Origin of the sequence: Streptomyces sp. NPDC007157 (genome assembly GCF_040634235.1) — a bacterium.
Taxonomy (GTDB): domain Bacteria; phylum Actinomycetota; class Actinomycetes; order Streptomycetales; family Streptomycetaceae; genus Streptomyces.
Map to the genome: position 1 here is coordinate 206,726 of NZ_JBEYFE010000017.1, position 13,822 is coordinate 220,547.

General features: G+C 67.9%; 12 protein-coding genes and 3 pseudogenes. 7 read left to right on the plus strand and 8 right to left on the minus strand.

Annotated features, from left to right (window positions below):
* Positions 1-107: 107 nt before the first annotated feature.
* Entirely contained in the window at positions 108-1,103 is a 996-nt protein-coding gene (locus tag ABZ642_RS28925) for a zinc-binding dehydrogenase (protein ID WP_360489363.1), read from the plus strand.
* Positions 1,104-1,436: 333 nt separating this feature from the next.
* Positions 1,437-2,162 carry a transporter substrate-binding domain-containing protein gene (locus ABZ642_RS28930; RefSeq protein ID WP_360489364.1) on the plus strand — a complete coding sequence of 242 codons (726 nt, stop codon included), beginning with the start codon at positions 1,437-1,439 and terminating at the stop codon, positions 2,160-2,162.
* A gap of 214 nt (positions 2,163-2,376) precedes the next feature.
* On the opposite strand, the gene ABZ642_RS28935 is transcribed toward ABZ642_RS28930, so the two are convergent.
* Together ABZ642_RS28935 and ABZ642_RS28940 are read right to left on the minus strand one after the other, a co-directional pair.
* Positions 2,377-2,964 (minus strand): GNAT family N-acetyltransferase, encoded by a 588-nt coding sequence (locus ABZ642_RS28935; RefSeq protein WP_360489365.1) that lies wholly within the window; start codon positions 2,962-2,964, stop codon positions 2,377-2,379.
* A gap of 167 nt (positions 2,965-3,131) precedes the next feature.
* Positions 3,132-4,751 carry an FAD-dependent monooxygenase gene (locus ABZ642_RS28940; RefSeq protein WP_360489366.1) on the minus strand — a complete coding sequence of 540 codons (1,620 nt, stop codon included), beginning with the start codon at positions 4,749-4,751 and terminating at the stop codon, positions 3,132-3,134.
* Positions 4,752-4,890: 139 nt separating this feature from the next.
* Here ABZ642_RS28940 and ABZ642_RS28945 point away from each other — a divergent pair.
* The 3 genes and pseudogenes from ABZ642_RS28945 to ABZ642_RS28955 all read left to right on the plus strand — a co-directional run.
* Positions 4,891-5,073 (plus strand): annotated as a pseudogene (locus tag ABZ642_RS28945) (IS5/IS1182 family transposase); the annotation flags it as partial.
* 25 nt (positions 5,074-5,098) lie between these two features.
* On the plus strand, positions 5,099-5,722 hold the full coding sequence (locus tag ABZ642_RS28950; protein WP_360489383.1) for a hypothetical protein: 624 nt from the start codon (positions 5,099-5,101) through the stop codon (positions 5,720-5,722).
* A gap of 363 nt (positions 5,723-6,085) precedes the next feature.
* A complete protein-coding gene (locus ABZ642_RS28955; protein WP_360489367.1) occupies positions 6,086-6,382 on the plus strand; it encodes a hypothetical protein in 297 nt (98 codons plus the stop codon).
* Positions 6,383-6,388: 6 nt separating this feature from the next.
* Here the strand turns inward: ABZ642_RS28955 and ABZ642_RS28960 are convergent, their stop codons facing one another.
* A complete protein-coding gene (locus ABZ642_RS28960; protein ID WP_360489368.1) occupies positions 6,389-7,651 on the minus strand; it encodes an MFS transporter in 1,263 nt (420 codons plus the stop codon).
* 159 nt (positions 7,652-7,810) lie between these two features.
* On the opposite strand from ABZ642_RS28960, the gene ABZ642_RS28965 reads away from it, so the two are divergent.
* Positions 7,811-8,767 carry a helix-turn-helix domain-containing protein gene (locus ABZ642_RS28965; RefSeq protein WP_360489384.1) on the plus strand — a complete coding sequence of 319 codons (957 nt, stop codon included), beginning with the start codon at positions 7,811-7,813 and terminating at the stop codon, positions 8,765-8,767.
* 322 nt (positions 8,768-9,089) lie between these two features.
* Here ABZ642_RS28965 and ABZ642_RS28970 read toward each other — a convergent pair whose 3' ends face one another.
* The 5 genes and pseudogenes from ABZ642_RS28970 to ABZ642_RS28990 form a co-directional block, all read right to left on the minus strand.
* Entirely contained in the window at positions 9,090-10,505 is a 1,416-nt protein-coding gene (locus ABZ642_RS28970; protein ID WP_360489369.1) for an MFS transporter, read from the minus strand.
* Positions 10,502-10,729, minus strand: coding sequence for a hypothetical protein (locus tag ABZ642_RS28975; protein WP_360489370.1), 228 nt, complete (start codon positions 10,727-10,729; stop codon positions 10,502-10,504). The genes ABZ642_RS28970 and ABZ642_RS28975 overlap by 4 nt, the downstream gene beginning before the upstream one ends.
* 284 nt (positions 10,730-11,013) lie before the next feature.
* Positions 11,014-11,847, minus strand: a complete 834-nt coding sequence (locus tag ABZ642_RS28980) for a hypothetical protein (protein WP_360489371.1) — start codon at positions 11,845-11,847, stop codon at positions 11,014-11,016.
* A 244-nt stretch (positions 11,848-12,091) separates the two neighbouring features.
* Positions 12,092-12,892 carry an inositol monophosphatase family protein gene (locus ABZ642_RS28985; RefSeq protein ID WP_360489372.1) on the minus strand — a complete coding sequence of 267 codons (801 nt, stop codon included), beginning with the start codon at positions 12,890-12,892 and terminating at the stop codon, positions 12,092-12,094.
* A gap of 136 nt (positions 12,893-13,028) precedes the next feature.
* Positions 13,029-13,441, minus strand: a pseudogene (locus ABZ642_RS28990) (transposase); the annotation flags it as partial.
* A gap of 139 nt (positions 13,442-13,580) precedes the next feature.
* Between ABZ642_RS28990 and ABZ642_RS28995 the strand changes: the two are divergent.
* Positions 13,581-13,822, plus strand: a pseudogene (locus ABZ642_RS28995) (DNA-directed RNA polymerase subunit alpha); the annotation flags it as partial.

Consider the following 13,822-nt stretch of genomic DNA (forward strand, 5'->3'; position numbering starts at 1 on the left):
TACTTACGCGGAGGACGCGTCCCCGGAGCCCGGCGGCCGCGCCCGGCCGCAATCCACTGCCCCCGCTGCAGCGATCGCCCCGCCAAGATCCCCAGGCACGAAAGGCCATGACCATGCGAGCGATCCAGTACGACCAGTTCGGCGACTACGACGTGCTGAACCTGACCGACATCCCCAAGCCGGCAGCACCGAGCGGCCAGGCGCTGGTGCGGCTGACGGTCGCGGGCACCCACCCGCTGGACGACACAGTGCGCTGGGGAAAGCTCCCTTCCGGCGCGGTCAAGCCTTTCCCGGTGACGCCGGGAACCGTCGGCGTGGGAGTGGTCGAGGAGCCGGGTGAGTCAGGGCTGGCGGAGGGCAGCCGGGTCATGATCAGCGGCGGCCGCTACGGCATCGGTGTCGACGGCACCTGGGCCGACTACCTCGTGGCCGACCCCGCCCAGCTGCTCCTCCTCCCCGACGAAGTGGACGACACGGCCGCCGCGGCACTGTCGGCCGGCGCCGGCTACCTCACCGCATACCTCGCACTCACCGAGCTGGCGGGGTTTCGGCCGGGCGGGACCGTGCTCGCCCCCGGAAGCGGCGGCGCGGTGGGGCAAGGCGGTGTCGAGATCGCCCGGCATCTCGGCGCGTCCCTCGCCGTCACCACCGCCACCAGCACCGCCAAGGCCGAGCTGAGCCGGGCGGCGGGATACGAGGTCATCGACCTCACGCAGGAGTCACTGCGGGACGGTGTCGCACGGCTCACCGACGGAAAGGGCGTCGACGTCGTCCTGGACGGTGTGGCCGGGCCGATCACCGGACAGGCGCTGGGCGCACTCGCCAGAGGCGGAACCCTCGTCAGCATCGGCTATTCGGCCGGTATGCAGGCCGACATCAACGTCACCGACCTGATCTGGAAGGTGGCCCACGTACACGGGTTCTCCTTCTCCCTGTTCTCCCAGGAGCAGGTCAACAGCATCAACGCCAGACTGCTGGACCTGGTCGTCAGCAAGGACATCACGCCTCTCGTCGACCGCGTCTTCCCTCTTGAGCAGGCCGCAGAGGCACAGCGCCACCTCATCGAGGGCAGTCCGTTCGGCCGGGTACTCCTCGGCCTGTAGGGCATGGCGTCAGGGCCAGACCAGACCCCGCCCGTCGTACCCCAGGCGCATGGCACTGGGCGGAAACGGAGGCCCGACAACGGACTGTCTCCACCAGCGAAGTCCCGCACCCTCGTCCACCACGCCCTCGAAAACCAGCACCGACAGTCCGGAGAACACCGTCCTCACAACGGAGTTGACGTCCATCACCACGTCATGATCACGGATGGATGCTTGACGTCAGCACCGGCTACGGGCCAGAGCCACTCGTTCGACAGTCCCCGTGTTGGCTGGTCGGTGACACTGGGCTGCCGCAGACTTCCCGTCCCGTATGGCTGTCCTAGACTCCGCCCCATGGGGATCGTTACTGCGAACGTCGTTCAAGGCCTGGCTCCGACAGGCATGTTGAGAGCATCGATCAACCTGGGCAACCCTGTCCTCGCGCAGGGCACCTTTGCGGAGCCTGCCGGAGTCACCGTGGACATCGCCCGCGAGATCGGCCGGCGTTTGGGAGTGCCGGTAGAGCTTGTCCGCTTCGACGCCGCGCGCAAGTCGTTCGAGGCTATGACTTCGGGCCTGGCGGATCTCTGTTTCCTCGCAGTCGAACCAGCACGGGAGGCCGAAGTCGCCTTCACCGCCCCCCACATGGTGATCGAGGGCGTGTACGCAGTCCCCGTGGAATCGGAGAGGCTGTCAGCCGCGGACATCGACCGGCCGGGCGTCCGCATTGGGGTGAAGCAGGGCTCCGCGTATGACCTTTACCTGAGTCGTACTCTTCAGCACGCAACCGTGGTGCGTGGCGACGAGGGCGTTGATGTCTTCCTCGCGCAGGGCCTGGAGGCGGCAGCGGGAATCCGCCAGCCGATGACCGCCTTCGTGGCAGAACATGCAGACCAGATCCGGCTGATCGAGGGTCGTTTCATGGAAATCAAGCAGGCCGTCGGGACTCCCCGGCACTGTACGCCAGAGGCAGTACGTTTCCTGCACGCTGTGGTCGAAGAACTGAAGTCGGAGGGATTTGTGGCCGACGCTCTTCGTCGCTCACACCAATCCGAGACCCTCGTTGCGCCGCCCGGGTAGCCTCACCGGAATTCCGGTGCTCCGGATCAATGAAACAGCACGGTAGACGTACCGTCCCTTGCAGCCGGCTTGGAGCCTACATCTCGGTGAGCGCGCCCGGGTGGTTACGGCGTACCGAGGCACCGGCTTGGCGGTGCGGTGTGCCGGCTTGAGTCTCTGTTCGGAACCCCTGAGGTCTGCGGCCCGACCTATGGTCACCTGTCCGACGCTGCGGTCACGCCCACGAATCCGCAGAGACAGTGTGACTTGCGGTGTGTCCCTCGGGCCGCAGTCGCTGGGCCACCGTGGCGGGTCCGCAGGCCTTCTCCAAGAGAGTGAATGACTTGGGTGCACCGCCCGGCTGCGGTTTGCCTGCCTTGTGGCCGACGACATGGTAGCCAGCATCCAGGTAATAGGAGTTCAGACGCGTGTTGCCGGACAAGCAGTCAAGACGCACGAAAGACCGCCCCAGCGCCGCAATGCGGCGCTCCGCGGCACGCAGCAGGACCCGTCCCGTCCCCGGCTGGGCGTTGCTGCGGTCCACCATCAGCCGGTGCACGTAGCCGGCCACCGGTGGCTGCGGTCCCCACGCGTCCTCGTCCTCCCACCAAAGCTCCCACGCCCCGGCCACGCGGCAATCAGCCTCGGCGAGCCAGACCTCACCACTGGCCATGGTCCTGCGGAAGTGGTCCTCATCGAGCTGACCGGGCTGCCACTGGCCGGTGATGCCTTGGGCGATCATCCAGTGGGCAGCGTCATCACGCAGTCGGACGAGAGTGGCAAGGTCGGCCTCCTCGGCGAGGCGGAAACGCAGATCGTTCACGTCGAGATCCTCGCACGGGCTCGCGCGGGCTCGCACGGACACTCGACGGCACTGGTCAGGTAGCCCAGTCTCGATGGCCTTCGAGCCGAACTCCTCCTCGATCGCGTTTTACCAACGGCACCCCTGCCGCAAGCAGGCGGGGGCACGGTCGGGTCGTCGGCCGTCGTTCACCGTCCGAGCAGCCGCCGGATCACGTCGTCCAGTTCGCGTCCGTCGGCTGCCGGTTCATCGTCGGTCCGCCAGGCGACGAAGCCGTCCGGGCGCACGAGGACCGCGCCGTCGGGTGTCGTCCCATGAACGGCCGACCAGTCAGGACCCTCTCCGGTGTCGAGATCGTATTCGGCTCCCCGGCCGATGAGATAGGCCTCGAGCGGCACACCCAGCCGTCCGGCCGCCCCGCGCGCCGCTTCAGACCAGTCCGGGCGCCCGCAGAGCAGGACGAAGGAGTGCTCGTACAGGTCGATGGTGGAGAGGACCTCACCGTCGCGTACGACCTGCATGTGGGGGGCGCGAGTACCCGGGTCGGCACACAGGCGCAACAGGTCGGGGACGACGGGTCCGCCGGCACCGGCCACCGCCGGGGACGTGTACCGGTATCCCAGCGCCACCGTGATCGGCACCTCGGAGTAGCCCGCCGATTTCCTGGCGGTATAACCGGAGTTCTGGTCGCTGCGGGCCTGAGAGGTCGACCGTGCGCTGATGACCTGGGCCAGGGGGCGGCGCTCGGCCTCGTAGGTGTCGAGCAGGCGGGGATCCGCCCAGCCGCGCAGGACGGCGGCGACCTTCCACGCGAGGTTGTGTGCGTCCTGAATGCCGATGTTGGCGCCGAAGGCGCCGGTCGGCGGCATTTCGTGTGCCGAGTCACCGACGAGGAACACCCTGCCGTCCCGGTAGACGTCCGCCAGCCGCTCCGCGGCGCGCCAGGGCGCCTTGCTGGTGATCTCGATATCCAGGTCGCGCATTCCGGCCGCCGCGCGGATGTGCTCGATGCACAACTCGTCGGTGAAGTGCTCGGCCGTCTGTCCCCTCTCGGGGAACCAGGGCAACTGGAAGACCCAGCGCTCCTTGTCGTCCACGGGCTGCAGCACGCCCTGGCCCGCAGGATCGGTGACGTAGCACAGAACGAAATGGTCCTCCCCCACCAACTCGCGCAGCATCTTGCTGCGGAAGACAATACTGAGGCGGTGGAACAGGACTCCCGGTCCCGTCTGCCCGATGCCGAGCCGCTCGCGCACGGTGCTGCGTGGTCCATCGGCGGCGAGCAGGTAGTCCGCGCGCAGCGTGCGGGACTCACCGGATCTCGTGTCGCGCACGACAGCCGCTACCCCACGATCGTCCTGTGTGAACGACATCAGCTCCGTCGCGAACCGTACGTCCCCGCCGAGTTCGCTGGTGCCCCGCAGCAGCACCGGTTCGAGATCGCTCTGGGGGCAATCGCAGCGAACCGCCGAACAAAGACCGTGCTCGGGCGGTCTGCCGGTGACCGGCGCCTGCAGCCACTCCCGGTGTTCGCCGTGCAGCGTGTCCACCCGAAGGATGCCCCGGTTGTGAGACAGGGTTCCCGCCGCCCGGCGGATCGCCGGCTCCAGGCCTGCGGTCCGGAAGAGTTCCATCGTCCGCATGTTGGTGCGCCGGCCTCGCGGGTGCTCCGACAGCGTCGTGCGGCGTTCGACAACCTGGTGACGGATGCCCAGGCGCCCGAGGAACAACGATGCGGACAGTCCTACGAGCGCTCCCCCGGCAATCAGCACCGGTACATGTTCGTCACCGTCACCGCTGTCGTTCATACGATCGTCTCCTCCAGGGTCCGGAGCGCCGCGCTGTACCAGCGCCTCCCTGTAGGACTCTCCCCCACCTCTGCCGACATCTGGCCGATCACGCGCGAGTGATCGCCCGGATGCCGTATCGAGGCCGCGATGTATCGCCCATGGCTCCGGCCCGGGGAAGACCTGGTGGGTCGTCGAGCGCACCATTGCCTGGCTCCACCAGTTCGAACGGCTACGCATCCGCTATGAATGCCGCGCCAACCCCCACCACGGGTCTTTGCAACTGGCGTGCTGCATCGTCTGTCTCCGCCGACTGCAGGCATCGTCCCGGAGGGATCAGTAGGGTTCTCGGCGTGCGTGATGTGCGGGTGGTATTGATCGGCGGGACGTCGAACGTCGGAAAGTCGACCGTTGCCCAAGTGGTGGCGGGTAAGCTCGGGTTCGAGTGCCTGACCACTGACGGGCTGGCCCGGCACCCTGGGCGACCCTGGAGAACCCCGGAGTGGGAGGTGCCGGCCCACGTCGCCGAGCACTACGGATCACTCACGGTGGACGAACTGATCACATCCGTTCTCGGCCACTACGATCGGCTGTGGCCCCGCATCGAAGAGCTGATCACGGCCCATGCGGCCGAGGGCAGTGGCAGGACGGGCCTGGTCCTGGAGGGGTCGGCACTCTGGCCCGTCCGCGTCGCGAGGCTGCGGGTGCCGCACACGGCCGCCGTGTGGCTCACCGCGGACGACGCCGTAGTACGCGCCCGCGTTCATGCAGCGGGCCGCTATGAAGCAGCCACCGACGAGGAACAGCGCCTGATGGACAAGTTCCTGGCCCGCACTGAGCGCTACCAGACACTCATGGTCGATGCCATCGACAGGTCGGGCATGGACCGCATCGACGCGGGTGGCGGACGGTCCGCTGCGGAACTGGCTGACATGCTGCTCGCGGCAGTCGCCGCGCAGAACGCGGTGGGGCGGTCATCCGTCGGTCGGTGACTACTCGTGCCGGCTCACCTACGGCAGCCCCCGACACCAAACCCCCCACCATTGCGCGTCCTGACTCCGTCACCCGATCAGTGGTCACGCGGAAAGACCTCAGGGGGTACAGGACGGTGATCATCATTGCCGGGCCGTCCGTCTCTCGTACCGCCGTCCCGGTCTGTGCCGCGATCACACCGCGGCGCTAAGCTGAATTGCTCTTCGCCTGACCGTTCGTCGTAGTCTCACCTCGAAACAGGGGGCGCTGTGCAAGGTGAGGGTGTTGTCGCAGACCAGGTCGGCCAGAGTCGTGCGACTGAGTGGGGTTGGTTCCTGGCATGGCTCGCGGTCGGGGGGTGTCTGGCCCTCGGGCTGGCGGCCTTGCTGACGGTGGGCATCGCCCTGATCGCGCTGGCCGCCGTGGCCGCGGTGTTCCTGCTCCGGAAGGGGCCCAGGGCCGCCATCGTCGGAGGTGTCACGGGCCTGGCCCTGCCGGCCTTCTATCTCGCCTACCTGAACAGGAGAGGCCCCGGGAGCGTGTGTCACGCGACGGCTGGTGGGAGCACGTGCACCGACGAGTACGCACCGGTGCCGTTCCTGGTCGTCGGAGCACTGCTGTTCGTCGCCGGCTTCCTGATCTTCCTGATGCTCGAACGCCGGCCCAGGGGCAACGGCTGACCAGCACTAGGCCGCGCTTGATGTGGACGCTCGTACGTCCTGCGCTCGTGCTTCTTGCGTGCCGCCGGACAGAGCGTCCCTCGACATCGATCCCGTCCGGGTGAGCGAGACGGTCAGTCCAGCGGCTGTTATGGCCAGTGTTGCGGCGGCGTAGATGATTGCTGCGGGCACCAAACCGATGGCGTCACTGAGGAAGCCGGCCACGATGGTAGGGACGCCATACGCGAGATAAGCGACGACGTAGACGGCGGAGAACAGCTTCGCGCGCTCCTGTGCACGCGTCAGCGGGACAAGGAACCCGAGCGTACTGGAGAAGACGGCGCCGAAGCCGAGGCCGGTGATGATCGCGCCGCAGATGATCAGTGATGCGAGGCCCGCCGCGAACGAGCACGCCTCCAGCGACACACCAGCAAGGACGGCTGCATACCCGGCGAGCATGAACCGCCGGGGCGGCATCAGCGGGCCAAGTACCAGCGCGGAGACGGCCGCAGCCAGGGGCTGGGCGGCGACTACCAGGCCGAGGGCGGCTCCACTGGTGATGCCCAGGGCTTGATGAACGATCGACGCCCCGAGGCCGAGGACCAGCCCGGCCGACATCCAGATCCCGATCATTCCTGGGGCAGTCCGAACGAACGCGGTCCGGGCCGCGGATGGAACGCCGATGCGTGGCACGAGGGCATCGCCGACTTGGCGCTCGCCGACCGTCTCAGGCGAGGCCGCTGTGACGACGATGGCGATGACGACAATGGCGAGTGCGGCTCCGAACACGACCGCCGCGGGTGCTGCCGTGAACTGGATGGCGACGCCTGTGAGGACCACACCGATGCCGAGGCCGGCGACGGATGCAATGCTCACGACCAGTGCCGCGACCTTCTTCCGCGCCACCGGTGCGACCTCGGGGATGTAGGCGCTGAACGCGCTCGTGGCCGCTCCCGTCGCGAAGCCCTGCAACGCCCTCGCGACGATGATGACGCCGATATTCGGGGCGAACAGGAACACCACCATCGCGACCGCCTGAAGTGCGAGGGCCGCGATGAGGACCGGACGGCGACCGATTCGATCCGAAAGGGAACCGATGCCGAGAAGCGCGAGGAGGAGCGCGAGGGCGTAGATCGCGAAGGCGACCGTCAGCTCGGTGTCGGAAAAATGCCAGTGCTGCTGGTAGACGATCAGCAGGGCGCTCGGTGCTCCCGCGGCGGCCATCACTGTCATGAACGCGATAGCCGACGAGACGAAGGCAACGACCGGCGGGACCGTTGGACGCGACATGGAACTAACCCCTATCCACTCGACATAGGACCGAACCCGACTGGACGGCCCACTCAGTGTCGAGCGATGGGACGACACCCTCCAGTGGCAAGAATGCCAATATGTGCGAGGATCCTGCCGTAGGGGATTGGGAACCGCGAGCTGCGGAGATGGACGATGATGAGTTCACACCGGGTGACGGTGCTTGTGCTGGATGGGGCGCTCCCGCTCGACGTCGGCATCCCGACCCAGGTGTTCCATCCGCGTAATGGACTCCCGTACGAGCTGACAGTGTGCGGCGTCGCTGCGGGTACGGTGCCGTCCAGTGAGGGTTTCGGGTACACGGTGCCGCAGGGTCTCGACGCGCTGAGCGGGGCGGACACCATCATCGTCCCCGGCTACGCGCCGGTCGGCCGACCGATCCCGGACGCAGTGCACGAAGCCCTTCGGAGGGCGCATTCAAGGGGAGCCCGCATCGCGTCGATCTGCTACGGCGCGTTCGCCCTGGCCGACGCAGGTCTGCTGGAGGGTCGGCGCGCGACAACGCATTGGGACGCAGCGGAGCTGCTGGCGCTGCGCCATCCGGACATCGTGGTGGAGCCCAATGTGCTGTTCGTCGACGAGGGTTCGGTCCTCACATCAGCCGGTGTCGCGGCGGGCATCGACCTGTGCCTTCATATCGTCCGGCGCGACCTCGGCGTGAGCGTGGCGAACGACATCGCCCGCCGTCTGGTGACGGCGCCCTATCGGAGCGGCGGCCAGGCCCAGTACCTTCCCCGAAGCAGCCCGGCACCGCATGGCGACACGCTCGCGGCGACCCGAGAATGGGCGCTGACGCGCCTGCACGAACCGCTCGCGGTCACCGATCTCGCTACGCACGCGCGGATGTCGCTGCGCACCTTCATGCGCCGCTTCGCCGAGGAGACCGGCGAGACGCCGCTGCAGTGGGTCCTGCGCGCTCGAGTCGACGCTGCCCGAGCACTCCTGGAGACCACGAAGCTCCCGGTCGACCAGATCGCCGAGCGGGTCGGATTGGGAACCGGATCCAACCTTCGCCTGCATTTTCGGAGAATCCTCGACGTGTCGCCGTCCGAGTATCGGGCCGCGTTCTCCGGCCGGACGGTTCTGACTCCTTGAGCAGGAGCTCCTGGCGCTCTGCGGGTGCCGCCGGAAAGCCCGCGCACACAGGCGCCGGCCGATGTTACGGGATGCTCGGTGGAAAGCAGCGGGCAGACAGCCGGGAACCGTTGCCGCTGCGTGAGCAATGAGTAGCGCCGCTCGGGTCGGCGAGCTGCCGTCAACGGCGGAGCCGGCTGCGGGGGCCCCACGGCCCCTGCGCGACCCGGATGCCTCTGGGCTCGACGAGGACGAGGACGAGGACGAGGACGGCGTGAGCTGACCGGGTCGGGGGCCGACTATGGCGCCGATCAGCTTGTGGGCCTCGGCGTTGGTCAGGCGCTCAGCGGCGGTGACGGTCCGCGCCCTGGGAACCCGGGACTTGATGGCCGTCGGAAGGTTCTGGCACCCGGTTCCGAGAGGGAGATGCCCGGTGCGATCGTGATGAATGACGAGGTAGGGCCGGCTCGCCGTCAGAATCCAGCGGAGGTTCGGAATTCGTCGTTGTCCGGCGGGACGTCGGCAGGTCCCGGGCTCGCCGGATCGGCGAGAAGAGCAGAATCAGTGCGGCGAGCGGGACCCCCGCTGTCGTGATGGCCATGGCAGTGCGGAGGCCGAGTGCGGTTCCGAGCACGCCACCGAGCAGTGCTCCGACGGGGATCGTTCCGTAGCTGAGAAATGCGGTGCTTGCGGTGAGGCGACCGAGGAGTTCCGGCGGGCAGTAGCGTTGCTGGAAGCTCGCCTTGACGATGTTGCCGGCGACGACGCCCGCGGAGACGCTGAAGCCACCTGTCACAAAGAGCAGGGTCCCGGCTCCGCCGACGGTCAGCGGGATGAGCAGACCGAGCACGGGAACGCCCAGCTCGAACAGCAGTGTCGCGCGGGCCGTGCCGATCCGGTGAGCAACCCGGCGTGCGGCGAATGCCCCTGCCACGCCTCCGGCACTGGTCGCCGCGATGAGTACGCCGACCGTCCCCGGGGTCAGGCCGACGCTCCGGACCAGAAAGACCACCTGGATTGACTGGTATCCCATAAGAGCCAGGTTGGAGGCTGCCCCGAAGAGTGTGAACGTACGAAACCAAGGGTCGACGGCGATCAGCCGCAAGCCTTCGCGGACTTCACTGATCAGTGAGGTGGGGCGATGATCGTTTCTGGTGATGCGTGGCTCGCGATGCCGAATGCCTGCAAGGCACAGGAGGGAGATGAAGAACGTCGCGGCGTTGGCGAACATCCCGTTCACCGCACCTGCCAACTGTGCGATCAGGCCGCCGGAGCCGAGCCCGGCAATCTGCGCGGCGGATGCGCTGCCGTGCATTTTGGCGTTGCCCTCGGGCTGGTCATCGGGTGCCAGAATGCTGGGGAGATAGGCGCTGTAGGCGGTCTGGAAGAACACCGCTGCCGTGCCTGTCAGCAGGGCGACGGCAAGCAGCAGTCCGATACTCAGCCGGCCGGACCATGCAGTGACCGGGACGCCGGCGAAGAGTACGAGAGAGACCGCGGCGGCGGCCAGCATGATCGGTCTGCGTCGCAACCGGTCCACCCAGACACCGACCGGGAGACCGATGATCAGCCAAGGAGCCCAGGCCGCAGCGCTCAGCAGGCCGACCTCGAACGTGCTGGCGTGCAGGGTGGAGACAGCGACCAGCGGCATCGCCACCCCGGTGACGGACGCGCCGAACTTGCCGGCGGTCTCGCCGCACCACAGCATGCGGAAATCGTGGTGGCGACGCAGGAGGCCTCCGCGTATGCCGTGGCTCATGCGGAGCCACGTTCCTTGCGGGGGAAGGACTGGAGCTGGACGACCACGGGGAACGCGTCCGGGGCGGGCTCGGCGTCCGAAGCAGGGGTATGGCGGGCGATGACAGCCATCAGCTCCGCGTTGAGCGCCTCCAGTTGCTTCGGAGTCATCCGCAGGTCACTCCAGTCCGAGACGGTGCCGGCGCTCCGCCACCTGTCGTCCCAGTCCTCGCTGATGTAGTTCACGACCCGGCGGTGTCGGTAAGGCCGTCATGGTCCGACATTACCCCCCACCTCTGACAGCGTCCCTAGTGCAACTCCTCACCGGGATGAGGAGATCGCCCCTGGGCCGTCCATCAAGAAGTTCCTGATCCGGATCGACGAAGAGGTGCCCGCACACCTGCAGATCCACCTGATCGTCGACAGCTACGGCACCCACAAAATCCCTGCGATCAAGTCCTGGCCGGCCAGACACCCGTGGTACGGGCTGCACTTCACCCCGACCGGCGACGGATCTCTGGCGCAGGACACTAGCCGAGTTTCCGCAGCACCTCGGCGATGGTGGCCCGGTATGTGCGCAGCGCCTGCCGCCCGGCGGCATAGCGGCCGCGGTGCTGTGTGATGTCCACCGCCTGCTGCCGCGCCCGTACAGCGTGCCAGATCTCGGCCGTGTGGTGGCGGCGCTTGCAGGTGACGTCCGCGACGGCGGTGGCCCGCTCCCGCCGCGTGTGCCAGGTGTTGCCGTCACTGCTCCGTTGCCAGGCGGTGTTCGTGTACGCCGCGACGGGGTCGGGATAGCGCGTGAATCCTTGTTCTGCCACACAGCGGGACCACACGTCCCACGCCGCGCGCAGGCGTGGGTCGCGCCTGACCGCCTTGTCCACCTCGGCCGCCCGTGTACTCGCGTAGAGCCAGTCCCGCTTGACGTCGATGCCGCGCAACAGCCGCCGGCTCGCCTCAGCATTGCAGGCGGGGAAGTCCGCAAACTCGGTGTCGGTCATCCGCCGGCCCTTCGCCCGGAGGGCGAGGGACTTGGCCGGGTCCCAGCCGTAGCCCCAGCGGCGGGCGGTGGCGAGATCCAGGACGCCGTAGTCGGTGCTGACCGCGGTGGCGACGATGGGGTCGCTCGGGTAGCGGGGGTCGAGCGGGAAGTCCCGGTGTCCGCGTTCCGCCATGCACTGCCGGACCAGCAAGGCCGATGCCCGCTGCGATCGCTGGTAGTCCTGCGGCGTGAAGTCGTAGCGGTCGGCCGGCAGGGAGCCGAGGTCTGACGCCGTGCGGATGACCTCCGGGCGCCCGGGGCCGGAGACGCAGATCGCCGCCAACATCGCTACGACACCCAGCCGCCACCCCCGCCTCGTCATGCGAGGGATGTTAGCGGGCGGCGTGCAGCGGTCGACCGTGGCCCCCAGCCCTCATCCCCGCACGCCAGGACTTCAGGTGACAGAAAGCCCGATCAGCAACGCCAACGCCCGCAGCCCAGACGTCCTCGCGGCTCAACGCCGTGAGCGTGCCGGGATCCGTAGCGAGAAAGGCATCCGTCGGGGCGGCAGGCCCGTCCAAGTCGCAGCCTGCCCCAGCCTCGGCGAAGCCCATGCGGTCACAGCACTAGCTTCGGCTGCGCAGCATCGACATCAGCAGCCCGTGGGTTTCATCGTCGGCGGCGGCCACAAGCCCCCGACCTGCGTCACCGATCGGGGCACCGTCGATCCCGGTGACAACGCAGCCGGCAGCCCGGCACAAAGCGATGCCGGCCGCGAAATGCACGCTCCCGAAGAGGTCGCCGCCGTCGGTGACATACGCGGCACGCCTGCCGGCAGCGACCCAGGCCAGCGCCAGCGTTGTAGACAGGACGCGCGGTCGGAATCGTTCGACGAACTGAGGGTGGGCCAGCAGATCCACGGACCGGAAGCCGGGTGCGCTCGGGAACGGCGGATCCAGGTTGACGTCCACCAACCGCGTGGCGGCCGTGGGCGTCAGTAGTGCGTCGTCGGCCCCGTCATGCCGTACCCAGGCGCTCTCCCCGTCGGTGAAGAAAACCTCGCCGCTGAACGGGTCGGCCACGGCCGCCACTCCGTCGCGCAGCGCCACGTTCACGGCTACCAGCATGTTGCCGGCGGCGTAGTTCAGCGTGCCGCACAGGGGATCCACCAACCATTGGCGCACAGCACCGGCGGCGCCCTGCTGCCCGCCTTCCTCGCCGAGCACGCCGTCATCGGGCCGTGCGGCACGGATGACGCCGAGGATCGCCTTCTCGGCTTCCACATCGGCGGCAGTGGCGAAGTCCCCAGCACCCTTGTCGATGCGGTTGAGCCGCCGGCCGTACATGTTGCGGACCACATCCGCGCCGGCCCGCGCCCCGGCTATCGCTACTGCGGCATCGTCGGAGCTCGCGTATGAGTTGATCACACCGTGCAGACTACGATGCGAAGCCACCGCCCCGGCGAACCTTTCCGGTCGGAGCACTAGTAGGACTCCGTTAGGTCGTTCTTGATCTCGGTGTGGTGTGCGGCCTGCTGGGGAGGGATTGTTGGCAGGTGGTGCAGATGCTGACCGCGACCTGGCAGTTGGCGCGTTTCCCCAGGGCCCCGCGGTACTGCGGGGCCACCGCGACCGACATTCTTCCGTCCTTGGGTACGGACACGTCGTCGATCACCAGGCTGCCGGGGCGATGAGCGGCAGCATCCGTTCGCAGATCCGACGCTGTACCGGTACCGGGTCCCAGGTGGACTGGTTCACGAACTGCCGGAGGTTCTGCTCGTTGCCGTCCGGCAGCCGCGCGGCCATGGCCTGGAAGGACTTGCGGCGGCGGTCCAGCTTCAGTCCCCGCAGGTAGCAGTCGCCCTTGGCCCGCTGGTCCTTGCGCGGTACCGAGGCGAACACATCCGCCACGTATAACGCCAATGCAGCCCGGACCCGGTGGCCCGCTACGGAGGAAGGGGGTGAGCCCGGACTCACTCATAGGGGCTCTGGCCCACTTCGGTGCGGAGACGCGCGGTTCGGCCACGGTGGAGACCATAAGATCCCCATCGCCCGTACCCTTCGTGGTGTCCACGGCGTCACACAGGAGGCGCCGAACCACTGGAGGCAACACCACGTGCTGATCGCTCAGCGTCCCTCCCTGACCGAAGAGGTCGTCGACGAGTTCCGCTCCCGGTTCGTGATCGAACCACTGGAACCCGGCTTCGGCTACACCCTCGGCAACTCCCTGCGCCGAACCCTCCTGTCCTCGATCCCCGGCGCCGCCGTCACCTCGATCCGCATCGACGGTGTCCTGCACGAATTCACCACCGTGCCGGGCGTCAAGGAGGACGTCACCGACCTGATCCTCAACATCAA